This is a genomic window from Anoxybacillus sp. B2M1 (assembly GCF_001634265.1).
In the GTDB taxonomy this organism is placed as follows: Bacteria; Bacillota; Bacilli; order Bacillales; family Anoxybacillaceae; genus Anoxybacteroides; species Anoxybacteroides rupiense.
Genome location: NZ_CP015435.1, coordinates 1,733,673 through 1,750,611 on the forward strand (window position 1 = coordinate 1,733,673; position 16,939 = coordinate 1,750,611).

General features: G+C 35.2%; 15 protein-coding genes and 3 pseudogenes. 5 read left to right on the forward strand and 13 right to left on the reverse strand.

What is annotated here, in order from left to right; genetic code table 11:
• The 3 genes from GFC28_RS08330 to GFC28_RS08340 all read right to left on the reverse strand — a co-directional run bounded on the left by GFC28_RS08330 (window position 1) and on the right by GFC28_RS08340 (window position 2,272).
• Window positions 1–747 carry an amino acid ABC transporter ATP-binding protein gene (locus GFC28_RS08330; RefSeq protein WP_042412228.1) on the reverse strand — a complete coding sequence of 249 codons (747 nt, stop codon included), beginning with the start codon at window positions 745–747 and terminating at the stop codon, window positions 1–3.
• Between the two features lie 15 nt (window positions 748–762).
• Complete coding sequence (locus GFC28_RS08335) at window positions 763–1,422, reverse strand: amino acid ABC transporter permease (RefSeq protein ID WP_042412226.1); 660 nt, start codon at window positions 1,420–1,422, stop codon at window positions 763–765.
• Window positions 1,423–1,495: 73 nt separating this feature from the next.
• Entirely contained in the window at window positions 1,496–2,272 is a 777-nt protein-coding gene (locus GFC28_RS08340) for an amino acid ABC transporter substrate-binding protein (RefSeq protein ID WP_042412223.1), read from the reverse strand.
• A gap of 537 nt (window positions 2,273–2,809) precedes the next feature.
• On the opposite strand from GFC28_RS08340, the gene GFC28_RS08345 reads away from it, so the two are divergent.
• From GFC28_RS08345 to GFC28_RS19260, 4 genes and pseudogenes are all read left to right on the forward strand, one after another.
• The gene (locus GFC28_RS08345) at window positions 2,810–3,508 is read left to right on the forward strand and encodes a transposase (protein ID WP_231883418.1); all 699 of its coding nucleotides are present in this window, start codon (window positions 2,810–2,812) and stop codon (window positions 3,506–3,508) included.
• A gap of 25 nt (window positions 3,509–3,533) precedes the next feature.
• A pseudogene (locus tag GFC28_RS08350) lies at window positions 3,534–4,554 on the forward strand (IS1595 family transposase).
• A gap of 288 nt (window positions 4,555–4,842) precedes the next feature.
• Window positions 4,843–5,088: pseudogene (locus GFC28_RS18820) on the forward strand (ISNCY family transposase); the annotation flags it as partial.
• Window positions 5,089–5,107: 19 nt separating this feature from the next.
• Window positions 5,108–5,203: pseudogene (locus tag GFC28_RS19260) on the forward strand (IS6 family transposase); the annotation flags it as partial.
• Between the two features lie 249 nt (window positions 5,204–5,452).
• On the opposite strand, the gene GFC28_RS08360 reads toward GFC28_RS19260, so the two are convergent.
• The 9 genes from GFC28_RS08360 to GFC28_RS08405 all read right to left on the reverse strand — a co-directional run bounded on the left by GFC28_RS08360 (window position 5,453) and on the right by GFC28_RS08405 (window position 14,442).
• Window positions 5,453–5,887, reverse strand: coding sequence for a hypothetical protein (locus GFC28_RS08360; protein WP_042412221.1), 435 nt, complete (start codon window positions 5,885–5,887; stop codon window positions 5,453–5,455).
• A 180-nt stretch (window positions 5,888–6,067) separates the two neighbouring features.
• Window positions 6,068–6,529 carry a putative iron-sulfur cluster-binding metallochaperone gene (locus GFC28_RS08365; RefSeq protein ID WP_066329618.1) on the reverse strand — a complete coding sequence of 154 codons (462 nt, stop codon included), beginning with the start codon at window positions 6,527–6,529 and terminating at the stop codon, window positions 6,068–6,070.
• Window positions 6,530–6,742: 213 nt separating this feature from the next.
• Window positions 6,743–7,189 carry a hypothetical protein gene (locus tag GFC28_RS08370; RefSeq protein WP_042412194.1) on the reverse strand — a complete coding sequence of 149 codons (447 nt, stop codon included), beginning with the start codon at window positions 7,187–7,189 and terminating at the stop codon, window positions 6,743–6,745.
• Between the two features lie 664 nt (window positions 7,190–7,853).
• On the reverse strand, window positions 7,854–8,120 hold the full coding sequence (locus GFC28_RS08380; protein WP_042412198.1) for a hypothetical protein: 267 nt from the start codon (window positions 8,118–8,120) through the stop codon (window positions 7,854–7,856).
• Between the two features lie 81 nt (window positions 8,121–8,201).
• Window positions 8,202–9,245: a ParA family protein gene (locus GFC28_RS08385; protein WP_042412200.1), complete on the reverse strand. Its 1,044-nt coding sequence runs from the start codon at window positions 9,243–9,245 to the stop codon at window positions 8,202–8,204.
• A gap of 785 nt (window positions 9,246–10,030) precedes the next feature.
• Window positions 10,031–10,261 (reverse strand): hypothetical protein, encoded by a 231-nt coding sequence (locus GFC28_RS08390; protein WP_042412202.1) that lies wholly within the window; start codon window positions 10,259–10,261, stop codon window positions 10,031–10,033.
• A gap of 12 nt (window positions 10,262–10,273) precedes the next feature.
• Entirely contained in the window at window positions 10,274–10,489 is a 216-nt protein-coding gene (locus tag GFC28_RS08395; protein WP_042412206.1) for a hypothetical protein, read from the reverse strand.
• 225 nt (window positions 10,490–10,714) lie between these two features.
• On the reverse strand, window positions 10,715–11,026 hold the full coding sequence (locus GFC28_RS08400; protein ID WP_042412217.1) for a hypothetical protein: 312 nt from the start codon (window positions 11,024–11,026) through the stop codon (window positions 10,715–10,717).
• A gap of 740 nt (window positions 11,027–11,766) precedes the next feature.
• Window positions 11,767–14,442, reverse strand: coding sequence for a hypothetical protein (locus tag GFC28_RS08405; protein WP_042412208.1), 2,676 nt, complete (start codon window positions 14,440–14,442; stop codon window positions 11,767–11,769).
• Window positions 14,443–14,887: 445 nt separating this feature from the next.
• Between GFC28_RS08405 and GFC28_RS08410 the strand changes: the two genes are divergently transcribed.
• Window positions 14,888–15,709 (forward strand): tyrosine-type recombinase/integrase, encoded by an 822-nt coding sequence (locus GFC28_RS08410; protein ID WP_042412212.1) that lies wholly within the window; start codon window positions 14,888–14,890, stop codon window positions 15,707–15,709.
• Between the two features lie 85 nt (window positions 15,710–15,794).
• Here the strand turns inward: GFC28_RS08410 and GFC28_RS08415 are convergent, their stop codons facing one another.
• On the reverse strand, window positions 15,795–16,910 hold the full coding sequence (locus GFC28_RS08415; RefSeq protein WP_044744197.1) for an SH3 domain-containing protein: 1,116 nt from the start codon (window positions 16,908–16,910) through the stop codon (window positions 15,795–15,797).
• Between the last annotated feature and the right edge of the window lie 29 nt (window positions 16,911–16,939).

Genomic DNA, 16,939 nt, shown 5'->3' on the forward strand with positions numbered 1-16,939 from the left:
TTATTTCAAACTGCGTTTCAAGAAGGCTTTCGTTCGTTCAAACTTTGGGTTAGTAAACAACTCAGTCGGATGACCGGATTCGATGATTTCCCCGTTGTCCATGAAAATGACTCGGTTTGCAACCTCCTTGGCGAACCCCATCTCATGTGTCACCACAATCATAGTCATGTGCTCTTCAGCCAGCTGCTTCATTACTTGCAGTACTTCGCCGGTCAACTCCGGGTCCAAAGCGGAAGTAGGCTCATCAAACAGCAGGATTTCAGGGTTCATCATAAGCGCCCGAGCAATGGCTACTCTTTGTTTTTGACCGCCCGAAAGTTTTCCTGGGTAAGCTGTAGCCCAATCAGAGAGTCCTATTTTTTCTAGGAGCTCTTTGCTTCGTCGTTCGATTTCTGCATTTAACTCCTTCTTTACTAACCTAGGCGCGAGCTCCAGATTTTCTTTAACCGTGAGGTGAGGGAAGAGATTAAAATGCTGGAAAACCATTCCCATCTTAGAGGTGATCCGCTTGATCTCCTGCGGTTTTGAGTAGATTCCGTCCCTCACCAAATATTCCCCGGATATACAGATGCTTCCTCCGTCTATTTCTTCAAGATGGATCAGACTGCGGAGCATTGTACTTTTCCCAGAGCCAGAGGGTCCGATCACAGCAACTACATCGTTTTTATTTACATCAAATGTAATTTGTTTTAATACATCCAATTTGCCATATGATTTTTTGAGGTTGGATACTTCAATAAGAGCCACATTCACTACTCCTTCTTAGTCAAATTTGAACCGTTGTTCTAGCCACTTAAAGAGAACAGTTAATAAGAGCGTTAGGATCAGATAAATGATACCTGCGATGAAGAAAGGCACGATTGTAAAATCACGGTTCACAACAGTCTGTGCATAGTGTAATAATTCCGGTACAGCAACAGCATAGAGCAGTGCGGTATCCTTAACCAGTGTAACTGATTCGTTAGCAACGGCAGGAAGTGCGATGCGGAACATTTGTGGAAGTATGATTCGCGTCATCGTCTGCCATTTATTCAAACCAAGGACTTGGGCGGCCTCATATTGACCTTTATCAATAGCCATCAGACCGCCGCGGAAGATCTCGGCAAAATATGCAGCATAGTTCAAAGTAAATCCCAAACATGCTGCGACAAAGCGGTCTAGTACCAAATAATCTCCGATCACAGGGAGCATAGGTAGTCCAAAACATATAAATAGCAGCTGTAGCAGCAATGGGGTACCGCGCATCACATATATATAGATCTGCGCAAACCAGGATACAGGCTTGAAGCTGCTTCTTACAGCAAGTGTTAGTACGAAGCCCAGCGGAATTGACAACACAATGGCGATCAAAAACAAGAGGACTGTCATCTGCGCCCCTTCTAGCATTGGCTTAAGTATTGAAATGAAATAATTTATGGACATGAAAGAATTCCTCCAAAAACAAAACAGGGTTTCTCACGGAAATCCTGTTTTGTTAATATTATTTCGGTCTATTTTACTTTAATACCTTATCTTCGCCAAACCACTTTTTAGAGATTTCGGCGGCGGTACCGTCCTCATTCAGCTCATCGAGAGCTTTTTGAAGTTTCTTGAGTAGTTCCTCATTACCTTTTCTAACGCCTATTCCATATTCTTCTTGTGCAAGGGATTCATCGAGTAGTTTATAGGTATTTTTCTCTTTAGACATGTAATATTTAATTAAAACTTCATCAATAACTACTGCATCAACACGGCCCAGCTTTAGATCCTTCAATGCCAGAACATTGTCGGCATACTCCGTAACCGTCTTGATCTTGGATTTAATCGGATTTTTATTCAACGCATCGGCTGCAGAAGATAGAGATTGAAGGCCAACCACTTTGCCTTCTAAATCATCAAGTTTGTTAATGTTTGAATTAGCCAGGGTGACAACAACCTGTGCATTTTTCATATAAGGCTTTGTGAAAAGAACCTTCTTTTTACGCTCCTCAGTGATGGTGTACCCGTTCCAAATAAGATCAATCCGTCCACTGCTTAACTCAGATTCTTTTGTTTTCCAGTCGATAGGTTGAAATTTAACCTTTACTCCCATTTTTTCGGCAGCTGCCTTGGCGTAGTCAATGTCAAACCCTACGATTTCATTATTCTCATCCCGGAATCCCATGGGTGCAAATTTATCGTCTATGCCAATCACCAGCGTGTTGTCTTTTTCTTTTTCCTCCGATTTGGAACATCCTATAAGGAGCGAGAATACCGCTGCCATGGTCAGAATAATAGTTGCTATACGTTTCATACTTTGTAGATAACCTCCTTTAACTAATTATCATTTTGCTTTAGTCGTTAAAATATTAATATTTTTAATAATCTTTGGTTAATCTCTTGCATGTCCAATAAGTTTGAATGCCCTCGCTGCCAGTCACCACTAAACCAACAGCAAATGCATCTGCAACAAGAGTTAGGACAACATTTACATGAAATAAGCTCAATACAAGAATGACTAAAATTCTATGATGACTGCCTCTATGAAGATATCCCTCCCGTATACGCTTTAATTCGATAATATATTAGAGTAATAAATTATCGTAAGATGAAAATAACACAACATAAAAATGAATGTCAACGGAATTTTTTAGCACATTATCATACTAAAGCATTTGCTAATTATCTTGTTATATGATGATGAAGGGGATTGGTGAGAAACATGGTTTTCTATAATATGAACGTGTTGCAAAACACATAATGGATGCATAAAAGCACGCAAAAAATCCACCCATCTTGGAAATCATATACAGTGACCAAAAATACTTCATTCCAAGGGGTGGACACTATCATGATTTCCAATATTGTAATCAAACATGCACTGTCTAGCGAAATCGATCCTCTTTTACAGGCTTTATTTCAATACATTGACCAACTTTCTTTACCTGAAACACCTTATGTGACAGGTCAACCACTGATTTCAAAAAAGTCATTGTTAAAGTGTTTCTTTTTGAAAACTTATTTTTCTATTAACTCTTTACGTCAGTTAGTGGACATACTGGATCGATTTGGCTACTTCCGGCGGATTTGTGGGTTTAATGAGGTTCCTCATCTTTCTACGTTTTCGCGGGCAGGGAAATGGTTTCGAGAACAAGGTTTTTCCGTTTTTAACTCCCAACTTCTCAAAGACTTAGGTGTTCGGTGTCCAAATGTCGTCATCATTGACAGTACGGCACTCCGAAGCAGTTTCTACGATTCTCAAGCTAGATGGGGAATTTTCACTCGGTATAAATGGTTCAAAGGCTATAAGTTGCATCTTTGTACAACTAGGGAAGGAATCATCCTCTCTCATGCTTTCGCAACAGCGAATCAACATGATGCGTCTGTTGCACTTGAGTTATTTCCATCTTTAAAGAAATGGAAGATTGAGTTTGCCTTGGGAGATGCCGCCTATGATAGTGAAAATGTTCGTAACATGGCTGAAGAAACTGGGATCTTTTTTATTGGCTATTTTCGCATAAATTGTTGCTATATAGAACATAATGTATAAAAAGAATGTAGAAAAGGGGTTCCGTATGGCAATGGCTTGGTACGATGTTTACAAAGACTTTTATACACTTCCGAAGAAAGAACAGTTAGAACTGTTTAGAGCCATTAAACAAAACTTATTTCCAAAGCCAAAAGGCGACATTCCAAAATGGTTGGAGAAATTCGGGAAACTCGTTTTTCTAAAGGATTAGCGTGTGTTCATTGTGGAAGTATGTCTATGAAACGTAATGGAAAATATCGTTCTCGTCAACGCTATCTCTGTAAGGGTTGCGGGAAGTCATTCAATGATATGACAGGTAGCCCATTGTCAGGAACAAGATACCCTCACAAGTGGTTGAAATACTTTGAAATGATGATTGAAGGTTATACATTGCCAAAGATATCCAAAGTACTTGATATTCACATTTCAACTGCGTTTTATTGGAGACATAAAATTCTTAACGTTATTCGTTCGCTTGGTCATTCAACACTAAAAGGGATAGTGGAAAGTGATGAGACATACTTTTTAGAAAGTGAAAAAGGCAAGAAGTTCATCGCTCACAGAAAGGCTCGTAAACGTGGCGGTGTAGCAAAAAAAAACGTGGTATTTCTAAAGAACAAATTTGTGTGGTGGTTGCACACGATAGAAACGGACAAATCCTTTCCCAAATGGCAGGAAGAGGTCGTATTACGGCTATGGAAATTGATGGGGTGTTAGGAAAACATATCGACACCTCTGCTTTGCTATGCACAGATACAGCAACAAACTATAAAAAATTTGCTACGATGAAGGGACTACAACACGAAGCCATTAATGTTCGTAAAGGTATCTATACAAAGAAAGGAATTTACCATATTCAGCACGTCAATGGATATCACACTTGCTTGAAAAAGTGGATAAACAGGTTTCAAGGTGTAGAAACAAAATACCTTGATAACTACTTGTTTTGGCATCTTTTTCTTGAATTGAATAAGAAAATGCCGTTTCAAGAACGTGTGAAGGAAATGCTTCTCTCATCTTGTCGAAAGGTAAACTTTACTACCGTTCAACATCTAAGTGAAGCATAACTTTTATTATTTTTTTGTACGGTCAATTTTGTTGTTTATTATTAACCCAATGATTGTCATGATAAAAAACATGAAGGATAGTGACATTAAAAGAACGACAAGCCCTATTCCTTTCTGCTTAAACATGTAATGGTTAAATGCGAGTATTCCCATAGCAATTGCATTAATAAAAATTGATAATAGCCATATTGGATGGATTTTTTCTTATCCATTATTCTACACACCTCCACTCTGTTATTCTACAAAATGGTATTCAACCTCTTTAGCAACAATCTTTTAGAAAACAGACTTTTTATTTCACCGATTAACCCACGAAATAGTGAGGAGCGAAAAGATTCCTATGGTCGGGTCATGCCTTCATTTTTGAAAACAGAATTAGGAAAGTGGATGTTCCGTTTCCGTAACACGATTGAACAGACATTTAATCAGTTAAAGAATGACGGATTAGAACAACCGCGTTGGTATGGGTTTCATCGCTATTTACTGCATGTACAGTTATGCATTATTATGCATAATTTTGAGTTTTTACTCTAGTTTTACAACACCATCTAGTATGGGAAACCAACATTTATTCAAATAGAAACATTATCAGCCTGAAGTCATCCTTCTTACAGTGAGATGGTACCCATGGTACAACTTAAGTTTTCGTGTGAAGTCTGCCCAAAATCGAAAAGATTCATTATAAACTGTTTCACATCGCATCATAATCCGTAAGCTAGCAGGAAATTCATGTCTTAGTTTTTTATGAATCGTCTTCGCACCAGAACCGTGTTATGTATTATCCATCATAAATAAAAGGTACAGCTTTATAGCTGTACACATTATGTTTAAATGATGCAATGATTTTCAAATTATTACGCATATATCACTAATTTATGTCGGAATCATTTTTTATTTTTTATAAACATAAATAATTATTTTTTCTGTAATTTTTAAAAACCTTTACCTGATCCTCTAAAAGTTTTTGTGTTTCTTCATCTAATTGAACATCACTTAAATTTATTATTGAGATATCTATATGCTCAAGTTGAAAAAAATTTAGTTTTTCTTCAAAAATATCAACATCATAATCAAAATCTACACAATTATCGAAATCGTTGGTGATCAGAAGTTTTATTGCTCGATTATTATTGATTTCTTTCCATAACATTATTCCTTCCCTTTCTAGAAGAATGGGACTTCTTCTCTCAAAATCAAATACATCTTTAAACACCTTTACAATTTCAATATTGTTCATAAAACAATATTTTTCTATTCTTTTTAAAGTATCTTCTTCGTATGTAGGATTTACTTGTTCTTTTCCATAGGTAATGTAAACAACTGCCTTTTTCATTTAAATCACTCCCCTTTTTTATGTTTGAATATAGATTAACATAAATTTTAAAAGACCGGATAAGTATGAAATGACATTTTTAATAAACAACATAAGTATTTTTCGATAAAAGAAAAAAGTACGGCTGTAAAAAGTTCTTTTCTTTTACAAAAATTCTTTATTTTCGTTCAAAAAAATTGATTAGGATAGTTTATTGATATAACTTGTAACATTTCCCAAACAGCAACTACCTTGAGGGTTGTTTACCTCACACCCACACCGGTTTTCTTTTATATTTTCACGAATATGGTTCACAGGTTTAGAACCAAGTCCTTTTTTTACATATTCCTCAATCTTCTCTTTTGTCCAACCAAAACAATAGCAAATAGGTACTGTTGAAGAGTCATCCTTTTGATACACAGGAACCTTGATTTCTGATAAAAGATACGTTTTTTTACCCGCATCAAAATAGACAACATCACAATCCCTTGATGAACAAAAATAATGAGTTAAACCTGCATTCAAAGAGTCTAATCTTGTTGGTTTTAGCATTGATTTTAACGTAATTAATTTCACTTTTTTTCCTTTTGATTTACAAGAGGGACATATTGCAGAATCGCTATTTTCAAAAATTTGTTCTTTTGCATTGCAACAATCAGCCAAGTTTTAACCCCCCTTCTCCAACGTGCCAATATAGAAATTATATCATTTTTCTTCAACTATCCTGCCTCGTTGAACAAGAAAATCAACATAGTTCTTTAACAGACACCCTTGCCAATAATAATTGGCACATTGATGAATGAAATAACAGCAAAAGTTTCCACAATTATTTCAGGGTAGAGCCTTTAAATAAGACACATATCACCCAATCACCAACTAGCGTTTAATAGAAATCTTGATTTCCTTTTCATTCAAAATATCAATCATCTGACTAAGGGTCAATTCCCATATAAACGCGCCCATGAAAAAGAAGAAAGGGATAAAAACAGAAGAAAAAACATTTCGTTGGTGGAAAAATATCAGAATGCCACCAACTATGCAAACAATCATCACTGCTGTAAGCATGGCATAAGTAAAGATTACCGGTATCTTCTCTTTCCCATCTTGTATAACAATAATTTCGTATGTTGGAATATACATTCGCTTATAAATGACAGCACCTCCGAACATTGTCATATACGCAATAATTGCATATAACCAAAAACCGTACGGAAAATAATCTAGACATAATTTAGCAGCGATCAAGATTAAGAATGTCATCAAAACGAAGTTATACGTATAAAAGATGCGTCTCTCTCGCTTTTTAGGCAAAATTCTTTCCATAGCAATCATTCCTCCCACGAATTCTTAATCGATTAAAATGATTATATCTCGATCGGGAGCAAAAAACAGGACCTAATTTGTATGATTATTCATATTTTAAAAAATAATGATTTTAGCTAAAGATAAAACAGCAAGGATTGTCTCCTTGCCGTTTTATGATATTCCTTCTCAATCTGGACAATCTGCATCATTTTCATACAAATCTTCACATAACATAACGATCTCCACTATCTTTTTTGAGTCCAAAATGTATTCGGATAGAATCGGCATCATGTTTTGAATTAAATGCATAAAATTGTTATACATGCCGCAAAAGCATAAAATATTAAATTCCGCCACTTCAGATGTGTTGTGACCGATAAAACTTTTCTGTAAACGTGTGATGTACATAAAGTACACGTACTTGCTGTCTGTATGTTTTATCCATGCGAAACGATTATGCCTAGCAATTACAATAATATAATCATCGTGTCTAAACTTAATAAAACTTTTTTCCCTTAACCCTTGTTGTTTTTCCCTATTTGACATGAGCATGCTCAATCCTTTCATTCGTTAAATAATTTCACATATATAATTATTTAACGAACATACATTCCCTTCTTTTTCATACAAAAAAAGCAATCCAAAATAGGCTCCCCTATCCGAATTGCTTTTACCCCTATTTCTACTCCTCCAAAAAATGAATTGACTCATTTAACTCATCGATATCATCAGATCGAAAATTTAATTCGTTTAACTCCAAAAGATATTTTTTGGCATCAGACAGATCATTCAGCACTTTGCTTTGAATGATTTCAAATTCTCCTCCTCGATCAGACATCTCTACTACGGCAGCATAATACGTTTTATCGATGTTTGTAAATTTGAATACCGTATATTTAAAGCAACATTGGAATATAAGCAAATCGTATTCAAGCAAAATTTTAACCATAAAAATCCCCCTCCTTTCCACTCATCTGATTCAAAATAGGAGAGGGATTCCCTTGTTTTTTCAATAAAAAAGTACACACTTCTAAGAAGTCAATCTAATAATCTTATGTGCCAACTGCGTAAATGTATATCTAAATTCATCTCTTGAATTAATACTGTTAGATAAAACTTTTCCTGACTGTTCAATTTGTTCTTCAGACAAGGCAAAGACAGGAACATTATACTTTTGCGACTGAGCAATCAGCCCATTAAAATCTGAGATATTTATTAGATTGTAAGGCTCCACATCTTCTCTGATTGGACCGAACCTTTCTTCTTCAATCAGCATGCCATGTTCCCTCAAAGTTGGCACTAGATTCGTAGCAACATTACGATTAATCTTATCGATCCATGATTGAAACGCCCTTGCAGGAACACCGTTTTTCGGTCTGTATCGTTGAAGTATTGTACCAATAAACTTTGGAAGCGTATCAGGAAAACGATATTCCGCATTTTGAAAAATGGAATGTCTTCTAATATTGTCATATGTATTTTTCCATTCAGGAAGAACTCTGGTTAGTGAATTGATGGCCATATTGCAAAAATAATCGGGACTGCAAGGAACGATAAAATAATCGCTTTGCATTAACAAATTAGCATTCGTTGCGGATACACTTGGGCTCATATCAATTAACACATAATCAAAACCGTATTCCTGAGAAGTAATGTTAATCAAGTAATTAATTGCCCCCGGAATATTCTGAGCCATTCTTAAACTACCTGTTAGCTCCTGTGCAACCCCCATAGATATATCAAATTCAGCAAATCCAATATGTCCGGGCAGTAAATACAAGCCTTCTCTGTTAGGAAACTCAAAACATTTGGCTGGTTCTAACCTTCTAGGCAATCCTCCAAATACCGGATCAAGCGATGTTTTTATATTGTCAATCCCACTATGATTATAAAACTCCTCTATATCCTCAGTTCCAGCCAAACTAAGACATAAACCAGTTAAATTGCATTGGGAATCTGCGTCTATCATTAAGACCCTTTTTCCCATTTCAGACAAGATCCATCCCAAATGAAACGTAGTAGTAGTCTTACTTACTCCACCTTTGTTATTAAACAATGAGATAATTTTTGCCATAACAACATCGCTCCCCAAAAACAATATCATTCAAGAATTATTAGCAAAAATTCGCCCCGTTTGTTAAAATTCCTTCAGATAATGACAAAATTTTTATAAAACCTTATCGAATGCACGCTTGAAATTTGTTTTGCCTAACTTCGACTACCTCCTTTAACCTGTGTTAAAAGAGTATAGCGAAATTCGCCATTTTAGGCGATATAAGCCGTTTTAAAGCCAAAATGATTTTATGCTGCTATTAATCTATTTTCTCCTAATTTATTCGTTTTTTATCTCATTTCTTCGGACTAATTTACCTATGTAGGAGACACATGTATGAAAAAAATCATTTTTTTCATCTTCTTTATGAAAAAAATTTATTGTAAATGATGATTATGTTTTGTTATTAACCACTTATAATGAATATTATTGAATCTTATCAATACTAATCATTATGAATTATGAATATTCATATTCATTATTAATAAACGATAATTAACATGAATATTTACAATTTTAACCACTATATGCAATTTGAACAAAATTCAAGCGATTAGCATGGGTAGTTTTCATCGGTTAGAATTTGCAACATGTGCATGAATTGACGTATAATAATGACCTTATTTTAAGCGCATGATTCTTATTGTTATTAACTTCTTGTTCCTATATTAGCAAGAAGGATTATGCTATAAGGAAGTTTGATGAAACGCGTACTTCATAAAAATAAGGAGGGAAACACCCTCCTTCCATTTATCAACATTCTTCACTTCTTGACTATTCATATAATAATTAAACCTTAAATCGCTTTAGTTAGTAAGATCAAAAATCAATTTCTCTAATACGCTTCTATACTTCTCTTCTATATGACCAATCTCTTGTTCACTGAAATATGTACGCGACTTATCTTCCTTTAATTGAGATAAGACATGTTCTAGATATTCACCTAGTTCATCTATAGTACATATTCCTTCAACAATACAACTCTCAATTATAGAATACCCCAACCAACCAATTCCTCTAGCGATTTGTTCCCCCAAATTTTCTCTGCCTTAAAAAAACCAACGGAATTCATCGTTTGCCTCATTAAGCCCTACAGCATAGCAATCTGGAAAATCTTCGTGACCATACAGCGATACACCTAAATACAGCCCATTTTTAAATTTTACACCAACAGTAAATAACGGTTCTAATCCCCAAAAGATAACTAATTCTTTGAAATCTTCCATCTGTTTATCATTTTCTGATACACCAACCGCATTTAACATACGCATCATCCTCCTCTTTTCTAAAGCACTGTCCCATTCCTCCATTTCTATGAATTCATCTTTGATATGTATTTTAGAAAATGTGTTATTTTTTAATTCTAAAACTTTTTGTTTTGCCGAAAATCGTTGTATGTTATGTATTACATGTATATTATGAATGTACAGGGCGTTTGTTTTAGTCTTTATATTTAGCAGAAATCATATGTTTTGTCTTACCTCTTCTTATCACCCTTCTTGAATCACATCACCAAAATACTTTTCAATCGCTTCAATTTTGTCATGTTCTTCAAGCCATTCATACGCTTCATCTTTACTTAACAAAATAATCGTTTCAATCCCCCACGTTAGGTTCCCCTCTGACTCACTGTATTTCGTTAATGGACCTCCTTGAGCATGCAAGAAAAACTGACCAGACTTCGTTATATATAAATCTTCATAAACATGTCTGAAGTCACTGCTCGGAAGACCATTACTGTACTCCGCAACAAGCGTTGCTTTTTCTGTATCATACACTTTTTTGTTGATAATTTTTTTCATTAACACCATCTCCTTTTCTTTTTTTAAAAACACTAATTTTTCAGATATTTCACCTCCTGTTAAATCAAATTATTTTGGTAATATAATTGTTACCGTGCTATACTTCTCCTAATTCACCTCCTCAAAAACTATTCATCGAAATTTTTGTTCGATGTAATTAAGAGTATAAAACACATTAATAATTAGCGCAATCTATTAATTTAATAGGCTTTGTGACGATTTCGTAGATAAAAACATTTATTTCCAATATTAATATATTAATAAAATTTTTCTATAGATTCTTTGTGACTTTCAACTTCCAATTATTAAGCAATTTTATTATTTTTTATCTACAAAAAATTATGTCTATTTCGTAGATAAAAACAAAATTCAGAAAATAAAAACTTTTTTCGTAGATAAAAATTTTGTTTTTAAGTGCTGTAAATTCTTTCTGAATGACCTGTTTGGTTGGGTCACTATGTCCATACGTAAAAAGACCTTCAGTATCTTTTAACTGAAGGTCTTCTGCACAGTTTTTGTAATCGGAAAATACAAGGAATCAAATGTGTAGTGAGCGGATTTGCAAATTAAGGAGATGATTATGTAGTGTTAAATGGTGTTGTATGAAGTGGGATATGAAGTGTTTCGTAGTTAAAACTTTAAGCAGGTGAAGTGATTATGTATGATGAATAGTAATATGTAATGTAATATTATTTGAAAGTGGCCTCCGTGCCGATCAGTAACTCCATTTTTTCTAAAACTTAGGAATGCAATAAATTTTGTATGTCTCGTTGAGATAAATGGATAAAACGAGCACCTTGCACCGGAAGATTGCTTAAAACTAATACTTTTGCATCTTCCCTAAGTGTTCGCGCTCTGCCTATCGCTTGAATCAATTGACTCTCAACCAAATAAAATTGTATTTCCTGTAATATCTCATTATTTTCATACGTATTAAAGAAAAATCTGAATCCGTTTCGTTGAACTTGCTGGTACTCCATTTTGCTATCATTCAGCCCAAGTTTATAGCCTAACGCAGCCGAGTAAAGTAAATATGCAATCGGATTAACATGAGGCGTTCCTAGCACCGTGATGTTCTGTCCTTTGAGAGAATCGATTCCTTCCGTATTTCCGAACGTAGGAGTCGCTTTATCTTGTTCCATAAATCCTTTGTAGGTAATGATGGTGCTGTTAGGATTATAGATGTCTATTAACTTTTTTGCCAAGTTCAAAAGTTCTTCGTTCTCTTTTATCGCATAGCGGCTAAAACTTTTGATGGGAATTTGCACAATTTCCCCTTTTGATTCCGTCAATCCAACATCACGGTATTTAACTTCTGGTCCAAACATCATTTTAGCAATCGTTTCGCTGATAGTAGCGCTAAGAATAATCACTTTCTTTTTAGGCAACTGATGGCGCTGAATGAAATAGATGAATTCATTTCCGTTTGGTCCTTTCGTTTTTACGAAATATGAGCAATTTAAGAACCCTAAAATATCGGACTTTATCGCGTTATCTTCGACAATAATCTTTTCTACCTCGTTGGCATTCGGCAGCAAGTAGGCTGCTCTCTCTTGAACGAGGTCGGTCGGTGCATTTAAGACCATATTTTGAATCGTTAAAATAGCCGCCCTATTTTCTTCGTTTTGCATGAATTTAGAGCACACAAGCGTGAAATCTAAAACACTCATTTTTGACACAGGTAACAGGCTCGGTATAATATCCTCGTCAATAACTAATGTACCGTTCGCATCCTCTTTTGTAAATAAACTCCGTTGATGCGTAGTCAAAATGACTTTGTTTCGCGCTTTATGCACATTTTCAAGTTCTTCAAGATAGTTTCGAATCTCTTCATTTTGCCGAGCCATTTTCTTTAAGAAAGCATTCACTGCTTTATACGCTCCGTTATTGTATAGACGTTCAATTTTTTCTGTGAATTCAATGTCTAAATCCGGCAGTTGCGGCACTTTTACGTGTTTGCAGCCTAAACGATTCAATCGCTCTGAAACTTCTTCCTTTAGCCGATGGGTGGGTAATGCAATCGTAAACGTATGAGTTTGAGCCGCATTGACATACAACTGAGTTTTCCCAATTCCTGTGGGGGCTTTAATCACAAATACGCCATTTTCTTCAGAATTTAATGCTTCATGAAAATACTGCTTCAATTTCCTTTCTGCCTCACTTAATGGTTGAAAATTCGGTTTTTGAGTCACTTGAATTCTTCCTCTGAACAACTTCCCTTGCTCAATCATGTTGAGTGCATGTTCACACTCATCAGCAAAAGGACAGTACGAATCACATCTACTTGGAGCATAATTTGACTTCTGTATTTGATTAATCATGACCTTCCATTCTATTTTCTTTTGCGCGTATTCTGGTCTGCTGTTAAGAATCTGTTCGATTCTCGTTTTACCGCCTTTTACTCTCAATAAATTAGTCATAACCCCAAACATCTCGTTGTGATACAACCAATAATCACCATGCATGGATTCTCGATAAAGTTTGCAGTTCTCCTCTAGTTTCTCAAACGGAAAATCTCTAATCTGCGCAAACCCCTCTTTCACTTTATCAATTTGGAAACAATAATCTTTAAGCAATTCCCCTTCTTCTTTCGAACCCAATTTTCTATGATATTCCTCAGTGTTTTCTTTAGAAAACTTAATCATATAGGAACCATGACTAATTTTCGGGCGTTCTCTATTAAATATAATAGGATTGGTGCGCTTTTTAGTCATTGAAATAAACAAATTATCCTCTGGTGTTATTTCATCATCGTCATCAATCAACTTATAATTTGGATAACCGTTGATTAAATCAATCCCAACAATGCGACAGTAACGTTCCATATCCCGTGATGGGTTAGAGCCTGCTTTTATGTGCAATATAACGGCATTTAATAAATCCGGAACGCTTATGACGTTGTCATACGCTTCATAGACCAGTTCTTTCCCTCCAAACAATAGTCTTGAAGCATCCTTTGTTTGGACATCTGCCTCTGGAAAAAGTGTCATTAACGAACGTTGTATCAACTCTCGCACTCGGATATCATGAACTTCTTCATTTACCAAGAAAACCATTCTAAATTTTTCATGATCCGGTGTAGAACGAAATGTTGTATAAATAAAATTCGGCATGATATGGTATTGCTCACATCTCTTTACAGCATCAGCAATTGACAAACCTTCATCGATATCAAGAGCAAAAACCTGTTGGCTAAGCCAAAAAGCATTTTTTCTAATCCCATCTCTAAAAACAGCAGGTGCAAAACTTCTTCCATTTGGAGTCACAACGGCCTTCGCAAATTCTTGCATCGTTACTTCTGTCGGTAAACTAGCGATACGATTAGAAATAATCGCTACTTCCCATTTTTCAGGCTTTCGATGAAAACGCTGTGAATCAAGACTAATTTTCACTTTTGGCAATGTTTCTTTTAGCATATGACATTCCCCCTTTTTCTTAAAAAGGGAGAGTTACAATGCTATGATTAGTCTTTTAATTACATGTTTTTAATTGTATTATGAGAACTCCCCTTTCCTGTTTTTAAAGTCGGCCCAGCAAAAGATATTTTGCCATATCATTGGACCGTGTCTTGATTTTAATTGAAATTAGAATTATCAGTCAATATTCAAAGGAAATATTTCATAACATATTTGTCAACAATAGTTTTTTCAAGGAAATCATTTATGAATACCGAATTATGAACATATAGAGTATAACTTTACTAAAGAAAGGAGATGAAATTGCGTAGATTTTTGTCATAGAATTAGCATTCTACGCCATTCTAGACTCATTTTTCATGGTTTTATGCTCTTTTTTTAGCCATTAACAAAAGAAAATTTTGTCGTAGAATTATTTATCCTAATTTTTCTGGGAGAGTGGAATATGATACAGGAGTTTGCCCAAGAAGCATTGAGAGGAAAGTCAAAAGAGACCATTAAAACGTATTGTCACGCTTTAGAACAGTTTTCAAAGTGGTTAGAAGGTGCTGGAACAGATTTACAACATTACTCGCGCATGGACGTTCAACAGTACATTGATTTTTTGGCTAGTCGTGGGAAAAGTGCGGCTACGATTAATAAAATTTGGAATGCTATAAAAAAATTCAGCATTTGGGCGAACAAAGAACAAACTATTGAAGACATCTCTGTCGTAAAGCCGAGAAACATATTGCATGAGGCTCCGAAGGCTCTCGAAAGAAATGAGGTTAATCGCCTACTTCGAGAAATTGATCGAACGGGAAACCTTAGAGATATGGCAATTGCACAACTACTCATTAATACTGGTATAAGACTCAGCGAATTAGTTGCTTTAGAAAAAACAGATGTTGTCATATCCGAACGCAAAGGAGAAGTAATTATTAGAAAGGGAAAAGGAGCGAAAGAACGGAAGATTCCATTAAACTCTGAAACCCGGCGGGCAATTACAAAATACCTAGAACAGCGCACTGATGATAATTCTGCTCTTTTCTTATCAAACAGAAATAAACGAATTTCCCCTCGAACGGTTCAGCACATATTCCAAAAATACGGGGTTAATGTTCATGCCCTTCGTCATACTTTTATTACCAGATTGGTAAGAAACGGCGAAGATATTAGCATTATTCAAGCCCTTAGCGGCCACTCCTCAGCCGATATGGTGTTGCGTTACTCTGCTCCAACTGATGAGGACAAGATGAAGGCAGTAAGTAATCTATGGATAAAATAGAAAATCCCCAGTTGATGAAGCCTACGCTTCATTAACTGGGACCATTTTTTATATGAAGATAAGCACAATTAAATTCCTTATAATGTTACTTTGTCAATTTTTCCAAATATCTTGTTAGCACCCACCCTTTTACTACTTCCCCATCTTCCTTTTGATAAGCAACGAAAGTCCAATTTTTTCTTTTTTCTATCACCCGTACAACTTGTCCAAAATGTAATGTATCGATCGCCTTTGTATTCTTCTTATTAGTTTGGCGAACAGTTAATTGGCTCGTTGAGACCATACGGAATGGCTTTAATTCTTCAAATGTATACTCTTTGTTTTTATACTCCTTACGTACTTGTTTCAAAATAGTGTTTTTATGCTTCATGACTTCTTGGTAAAATGCTTTTTGATTTGTTTCAAAGAAAGGTTGTAAATATCCTGAAAGTATATTAGTCAAAATGGGAATAATAATTAATAAAACAAAGGCTTTAATTTTTGGAGTTTTTCCCAACTTGTCTAAACGTTCAATTATATTATTCAACATTGAAATAATTGTGTTCTGCTTTTCCAAAACCCCTTGACGCTCTAATACTCCTAAAACCACTTCTTCAATTTCATCTTTCTTGACAATTTCACCATCCAAAACCCAATTTTCGTTCTCGTCTTGCTCAATAACAGTGAGTTCTGTGTTTCGAAGCAATTCCTCAATCTTTGGAAAATTTATTTTTTGCAATTCTTTAAATTGAACCTGCCATTGTTCTAATGCTTTTATCGTCGGTGACAGGTTAATCTTATATGATTCTAATGTTTGATTAATTGTCCTTTGGAGTTCTGCAATCGGACTATTTATACTATTGTAAATCTTGGTAAATGACAAACCCAGTTGTCTGGATGCATTCAAAGCCGCTTGCATAGAGTCAGTTATCCTATACATTTGACTGATCCGATTATTACTTAACGCTTTGGTTAATTCTAATGATGCAGCAATGGAGCGCGCATGTACTTGTGTTGTCTTCAACTGTGAGCCTATTCTATTAAATGCTCTCGAAAGTTCAGATTGATACATGCTTAAATCAAATTTCTTTCTTAAATTTAAATCTAAGTTGTTTATCCTCATTACTTTCGATTGATATCCAAATATCTTTTCTAATTGTGACATCCTCTCTGATTCCCTTGTAAGAATTTTAGTAATCGCTCTATCCATTCCTGCCTGCATCTGCCTCATCTACCCTTCATAACCATTTA